Source organism: Bacteroides faecalis (assembly GCF_003865075.1).
Lineage (GTDB): Bacteria > Bacteroidota > Bacteroidia > Bacteroidales > Bacteroidaceae > Bacteroides > Bacteroides faecalis.
Window position 1 is genome coordinate 1 of sequence record NZ_BHWB01000049.1, and the last position, 5876, is coordinate 5876.

The window sequence follows — 5876 nt, forward strand, 5'->3', positions numbered from 1 at the left end:
ATTTTATCAGTGAAATGATAAAGGCACGACTTGACCCTGTGCCGGAAGTTCAACTTATTCCAATAGAACATGAAGGGCATACCCTGCTTGAAGTGAAAGTAAAGGCAGGAACGCTTACACCTTATTACTATTATCAAGATGGGACACGTACCGCATATGTACGAGTTGGCAATGAAAGTGTAGAATGCAACTCCCAACAATTACTTTCGTTGGTATTAAAAGGCACTCACATGACTTGAGATTCACTGCCTACCCAAGTGGATGCCAGCAAACATTCTTTCATCATTCTTGCCAATACTTTCCGTGAGCAAACCCATCAGGAATGGAATGACAAGTATCTGCAATCATTCGGACTGGTAACTCCTGACGGCAAACTGACCAATGCAGGATTGCTGTTTGTGGATAATTGCACCGTATTCCAATCGCGTATTTTCTGTACCCGTTGGACTGGACTCTATAAAGATGATGCCATCAGTTCCATAGAGCATCGGGCTAACCTTGTATTGCTATTGAAGTACGGCATGGACTTCATCAAGAACTATACCATGAGTGGTTGGGTGAAGATGCCAAACTATCGCCTTAACCTCCCAGACTATTCAGACCGAGCCATCTTCGAAGGATTGGTAAACCACCTTATCCATAGAGATTACACCGTGATGGGCGGTGAAGTACATATTGACATTTACGATAACCGTGTAGAACTGGTATCACCCGGTGCAATGCTTGACGGTACACAAATTCAAGACCGTGACATATACAAAGTACCATCCATGCGTCGCAACCCTGTCATTGCAGATGTATTTACACAATTGGACTATATGGAGAAACCCGGTTCCGGCTTACGCAAAATGCGAGAGCTTACAGAGAAGCTACCCAATTTCCTGCAAGGTAAAGAGCCGCAATATCAAACGGAAGCGACTTCTTTCTACACCACATTCTATAATTTGAACTGGGGGGAGAATGGAAGAATACCTGTTGAGGAAGTGGCAAACAGGGTAAATAGTACCCTCGAAAAGTACCCTGTAAACGAAGAAAGTTCGGAGAAAAAGTACCCTGTAAACGAAAATAGTACCCTCAAAAGTACCCTGTAAAACGAAACACCAACAAACCTGTTGGTAGAACGGCTCAACGTATTATAGATATGGTTATATCTAACCCGATGATAACTCGTGAGAAAATGGCTGATAAATTAGGAATCTCTTTGGATGGTGTCAAGAAGCAGATTAAAAATCTCCGTGAAAGAGGTATTCTTACACACGAAGGTTCTGACAAATCCGGTTATTGGCGCATTATTGTTAAACCATAAACAGAACAATAAACCTATGGAAACCTCTTTCATACCACTCTGTGCAATAATTGCCGTTTTGGTTATCGCCTTTTTGTTTGCCTCTTTGCCACAGGTAAACCATAAAACGCGATACAAAGTACTTTATGCAATAGCCATCATCATGCTATTAGCTGTTATCCCCTATTAGTGAGTATATGGCTGGTGACACACAAAACTCAAGTAGCAACTATCTGCTTGTCCTAATATTCGATATTGCAGTAGGATATTTCTGTATGTACATTGCTGCTTTATTGAAATTCAATGTCCTTAGACGAAAGAACCAAGCATTAGAAAACGCCTTGACAGAAAAGCAACAAGAAAATGTAGCAATCCTATTGGAGCATCAAAACGAAAAGCAACAAGCACTTCAGCAAAGAGAGTTTGAATGGTTGGCTGGGAAAATAAAGATGTTTACCGAAGAAGAACAGGAAGCTATTCTTGCCAGTGCTCTATCATTTGCTGAACATGACTTGATAGTTGCTCCCTCAATAAACATACAGCCCAAAGAAACATGTAGTCAGCAAGAACTAATGTACTTTGTTTGCTCTGCTTTTTACAATATGGATAAAGCCGTAGTAAAATTGTGAGTTTCTTATATAAATTTTTTCCTCTCTATTTTCCTGCTGGAGAAAGTGCATTGGCTAAAAAGATGCCGGGATTGGAAAAGAGAAAAGGAAAGAAGAAAACCCATCCAGTTCAACTTAAAACTTTGACTATATAATATTAGGTTTAAAATTATATCAAACCTAAATCAACCTTTAGAACCGTTATTTCTAAATTACTAATAACCATTTGGGGGAGTATTGAGAAATTCTTTCGTGTATCAATTTACACTTAGCATTTAAGTTCGAAAAATAATATTTTTTTTTGTCCAAGGAAACCAAACGACATTGCCACAATCTATAATATAGTTAATCCAATAATATCATTAAGAATTTTAGTTAAAATAGGAATAATGGTTTGCAATCCTTTTTCAATAGTCAGTGTATTGAAAACATCAGAAGGAACTACTATTTTTTGTGCATTGATTTGAGGGTATCCTGCATTTTGTTCTACTTTATGGGAGAATAAGCAAGAAAACAATAAAAGCATATTCATATTATACATAGTAATCAAAAACACAAATAACATTGAAGTTGAGTTGCACTCGGAGGTAACCCCAAGGCTATAGGATCCATGTCTGCTATATTATTAGCATCACATGACGCATTTTTTAAATTCTCTCATAGTCTTCTGTAAACTGATTGGCAATATTTGCACTGATTCTGAGCTTTTCTTCAAATGAAATACCTTTTCAACTGCCTAGGAATTTCTTCACAATAATATATACCGCACGAATAATCAAGTTGTTTATACAACAATTTGTAAGCATCTTCAGGAGAATGGCTTATTTGTCTTGTGGTGTCATTGTTAAGTACTCCAGATTCTAAAAAGACACCTTTAACAATACATTCTACACATTGTTGAATAAAAAATATCGCATGAGATACTTTTTTGTTTTTTAATAATAACTCTGCAGATGATAGATTCTCTTTGGCAACTTTGTACCATGCAAGAACAGCAAGAGTTCGCTGTCCGACAATAGCAACCACATCAGATTGATGTCACATCTGATGTGGTTGCTATTGTCGGACAGCGAACTCTTGCTGTTCTTGCATGGTACAAAGTTGCCAAAGAGAATCTATCATCTGCAGAGTTATTATTAAAAAACAAAAAAGTATCTCATGCGATATTTTTTATTCAACAATGTGTAGAATGTATTGTTAAAGGTGTCTTTTTAGAATCTGGAGTACTTAACAATGACACCACAAGACAAATAAGCCATTCTCCTGAAGATGCTTACAAATTGTTGTATAAACAACTTGATTATTCGTGCGGTATATATTATTGTGAAGAATTCCTAGGCAGTTGAATAAAGGTATTTCATTTGAAGAAAAGCTCAGAATCAGTGCAAATATTGCCAATCAGTTTACAGAAGACTATGAGAGAAATTTAAAAATGCGTCATGTGATGCTAATAATATAGCAGACATGGATCCTATAGCCTTGGGGTTACCTCCGAGTGCAACTCAACTTCAATGTTATTTGTGTTTTTTGATTACTATGTATAATATGAATATGCTTTTATTGTTTTCTTGCTTATTCTCCCATAAAGTAGAACAAAATGCAGGATACCCTCAAATCAATGCACAAAAAATAGTAGTTCCTTCTGATGTTTTCAATACACTGACTATTGAAAAAGGATTGCAAACCATTATTCCTATTTTAACTAAAATTCTTAATGATATTATTGGATTAACTATATTATAGATTGTGGCAATGTCGTTTGGTTTCCTTGGACAAAACAAAATATTATTTTTCGAACTTAAATGCTAAGTGTAAATTGATACACGAAAGAATTTCTCAATACTCCCCCAAATGGTTATTAGTAATTTAGAAATAACGGTTCTAAAGGTTGATTTAGGTTTGATATAATTTTAAACCTAATATTATATAGTCAAAGTTTTAAGTTGAACTGGATGGGTTTTCTTCTTTCCTTTTCTCTTTTCCAATCCCGGCATCTTTTTAGCCAATGCACTTTCTCCAGCAGGAAAATAGAGAGGAAAAACTTTATATAAGAAACTCACAATTTTACTACGGCTTTTATCCATATTGTAAAAAGCAGAGCAAACAAAGTACATTAGTTCTTGCTGACTACATGTTTCTTTGGGCTGTATGTTTATTGAGGGAGCAACTATCAAGTCATGTTCAGCAAATGATAGAGCACTGGCAAGAATAGCTTCCTGTTCTTCTTCGGTAAACATCTTTATTTTCCCAGCCAACCATTCAAACTCTCTTTGCTGAAGTGCTTGTTGCTTTTCGTTTTGATGCTCCAATAGGATTGCTACATTTTCTTGTTGCTTTTCTGTCAAGGCGTTTTCTAATGCTTGGTTCTTTCGTCTAAGGACATTGAATTTCAATAAAGCAGCAATGTACATACAGAAATATCCTACTGCAATATCGAATATTAGGACAAGCAGATAGTTGCTACTTGAGTTTTGTGTGTCACCAGCCATATACTCACTAATAGGGATAACAGCTAATAGCATGATGATGGCTATTGCATAAAGTACTTTGTATCGCGTTTTATGGTTTACCTGTGGCAAAGAGGCAAACAAAAGGCGATAACCAAAACGGCAATTATTGCACAGAGTGGTATGAAAGAGGTTTCCATAGGTTTATTGTTCTGTTTATGGTTTAACAATAATGCGCCAATAACCGGATTTGTCAGAACCTTCGTGTGTAAGAATACCTCTTTCACGGAGATTTTTAATCTGCTTCTTGACACCATCCAAAGAGATTCCTAATTTATCAGCCATTTTCTCACGAGTTATCATCGGGTTAGATATAACCATATCTATAATACGTTGAGCCGTTCTACCAACAGGTTTGTTGGTGTTTCGTTTTACAGGGTACTTTTTGAGGGTACTATTTTCGTTTACAGGGTACTTTTTCTCCGAACTTTCTTCGTTTACAGGGTACTTTTCGAGGGTACTATTTACCCTGTTTGCCACTTCCTCAACAGGTATTCTTCCATTCTCCCCCCAGTTCAAATTATAGAATGTGGTGTAGAAAGAAGTCGCTTCCGTTTGATATTGCGGCTCTTTACCTTGCAGGAAATTGGGTAGCTTCTCTGTAAGCTCTCGCATTTTGCGTAAGCCGGAACCGGGTTTCTCCATATAGTCCAATTGTGTAAATACATCTGCAATGACAGGGTTGCGACGCATGGATGGTACTTTGTATATGTCACGGTCTTGAATTTGTGTACCGTCAAGCATTGCACCGGGTGATACCAGTTCTACACGGTTATCGTAAATGTCAATATGTACTTCACCGCCCATCACGGTGTAATCTCTATGGATAAGGTGGTTTACCAATCCTTCGAAGATGGCTCGGTCTGAATAGTCTGGGAGGTTAAGGCGATAGTTTGGCATCTTCACCCAACCACTCATGGTATAGTTCTTGATGAAGTCCATGCCGTACTTCAATAGCAATACAAGGTTAGCCCGATGCTCTATGGAACTGATGGCATCATCTTTATAGAGTCCAGTCCAACGGGTACAGAAAATACGCGATTGGAATACGGTGCAATTATCCACAAACAGCAATCCTGCATTGGTCAGTTTGCCGTCAGGAGTTACCAGTCCGAATGATTGCAGATACTTGTCATTCCATTCCTGATGGGTTTGCTCACGGAAAGTATTGGCAAGAATGATGAAAGAATGTTTGCTGGCATCCACTTGGGTAGGCAGTGAATCTCAAGTCATGTGAGTGCCTTTTAATACCAACGAAAGTAATTGTTGGGAGTTGCATTCTACACTTTCATTGCCAACTCGTACATATGCGGTACGTGTCCCATCTTGATAATAGTAATAAGGTGTAAGCGTTCCTGCCTTTACTTTCACTTCAAGCAGGGTATGCCCTTCATGTTCTATTGGAATAAGTTGAACTTCCGGCACAGGGTCAAGTCGTGCCTTTATCATTTCACTGATAAAATCAGCATCGGCTTG

The 5876-nt window shown here is 37.7% G+C and carries 4 protein-coding genes and 4 pseudogenes; 4 read left to right on the forward strand and 4 right to left on the reverse strand.

Features of this window, described 5'->3' with window-relative positions; genetic code table 11:
- Positions 1-1306: pseudogene (locus tag EJF25_RS24535) on the forward strand (ATP-binding protein); the annotation flags it as partial.
- A 16-nt stretch (positions 1307-1322) separates the two neighbouring features.
- Positions 1323-2048, forward strand: a pseudogene (locus EJF25_RS24540) (hypothetical protein).
- 179 nt (positions 2049-2227) lie between these two features.
- On the opposite strand, the gene EJF25_RS24545 reads toward EJF25_RS24540, so the two are convergent.
- Both EJF25_RS24545 and EJF25_RS24550 read right to left on the reverse strand, forming a co-directional pair.
- Positions 2228-2425, reverse strand: coding sequence for a hypothetical protein (locus EJF25_RS24545; protein WP_125043272.1), 198 nt, complete (start codon positions 2423-2425; stop codon positions 2228-2230).
- Positions 2426-2604: 179 nt separating this feature from the next.
- Entirely contained in the window at positions 2605-2919 is a 315-nt protein-coding gene (locus tag EJF25_RS24550; RefSeq protein ID WP_125043275.1) for a HEPN domain-containing protein, read from the reverse strand.
- A gap of 23 nt (positions 2920-2942) precedes the next feature.
- On the opposite strand from EJF25_RS24550, the gene EJF25_RS24555 reads away from it, so the two are divergent.
- The gene (locus EJF25_RS24555; protein ID WP_160119444.1) at positions 2943-3239 is read left to right on the forward strand and encodes a HEPN domain-containing protein; all 297 of its coding nucleotides are present in this window, start codon (positions 2943-2945) and stop codon (positions 3237-3239) included.
- A 118-nt stretch (positions 3240-3357) separates the two neighbouring features.
- Positions 3358-3636, forward strand: coding sequence for a hypothetical protein (locus EJF25_RS24560; protein WP_125043279.1), 279 nt, complete (start codon positions 3358-3360; stop codon positions 3634-3636).
- A gap of 179 nt (positions 3637-3815) precedes the next feature.
- Here EJF25_RS24560 and EJF25_RS24565 read toward each other — a convergent pair.
- A pseudogene (locus tag EJF25_RS24565) lies at positions 3816-4540 on the reverse strand (hypothetical protein).
- A 16-nt stretch (positions 4541-4556) separates the two neighbouring features.
- A pseudogene (locus EJF25_RS24570) lies at positions 4557-5876 on the reverse strand (ATP-binding protein); the annotation flags it as partial.

Bases quoted from the DNA above. Each gene is read 5' to 3' on its own strand.
- EJF25_RS24545 (WP_125043272.1), bottom strand. From the start codon at position 2,425: ATGAATATGCTTTTATTGTTTTCTTGCTTATTCTCCCATAAAGTAGAA.
- EJF25_RS24560 (WP_125043279.1), top strand. From the start codon at position 3,358: ATGGATCCTATAGCCTTGGGGTTACCTCCGAGTGCAACTCAACTTCAA.